Raw genomic sequence first — 550 nt, 5'->3', positions numbered from 1 at the left:
GACTCGGCGCCTCGCCGCGCGCCACGCTCCACCTGCTGCGGGCGGCGAAGGCCTCGGCCGCCCTGAGCGGCCGGGACTACGCGCTGCCGGACGACGTGCAGGCCCTGGCGGTGGCGGTGCTGGCGCACCGTCTGCTGCCCACGGCCCAGGCGCAGTTGAACCGCCGTACCGCCGAGCAGGTCGTGCTGGAGATCCTCCAGCGCACGCCCGTGCCCACGGCGGACGGCGGCCTGGCCGCGGGAGCGCGTCCGGTGCCGGGCGGCCCGCTCTACGGCCAGCAGCCCGGCGTACGGCGGCTGTGATGGGACCCGGGGGGACCGACGCCCCGGACGCCGACGACGGGGGCGGCCTGCGGGCCGCGCTGTCCGGGCTGACGACGCGCGGGCGGTCGTTCTTCGCCGCCGGGATCGCCGCCGCCGTCTGCGCCTACGTCCTCGGGCAGTCGGACCTGCTGCGGGTGGGGCTGCTCCTCGCCGTGCTGCCGCTGATCTGTGTGGCGGTGCTGTACCGCACGCGCTACCGCGTCGCGGGCAGCCGGCGGCTGTCGCCC

At 78.2% G+C, this 550-nt stretch carries 2 pseudogenes; both read left to right on the top strand.

Features of this window, described 5'->3' with window-relative positions:
• A pseudogene (locus GT042_RS34620) lies at window positions 1-302 on the top strand (ATPase); the annotation flags it as partial.
• Window positions 302-550: pseudogene (locus GT042_RS34615) on the top strand (DUF58 domain-containing protein); the annotation flags it as partial. The pseudogenes GT042_RS34620 and GT042_RS34615, both read left to right, overlap by 1 nt.

The sequence above is a fragment of the Streptomyces sp. SID3212 genome, assembly GCF_009865405.1.
GTDB lineage: Bacteria > Actinomycetota > Actinomycetes > Streptomycetales > Streptomycetaceae > Streptomyces.
This window is presented reverse-complemented; position numbering and strand designations above follow the sequence as displayed.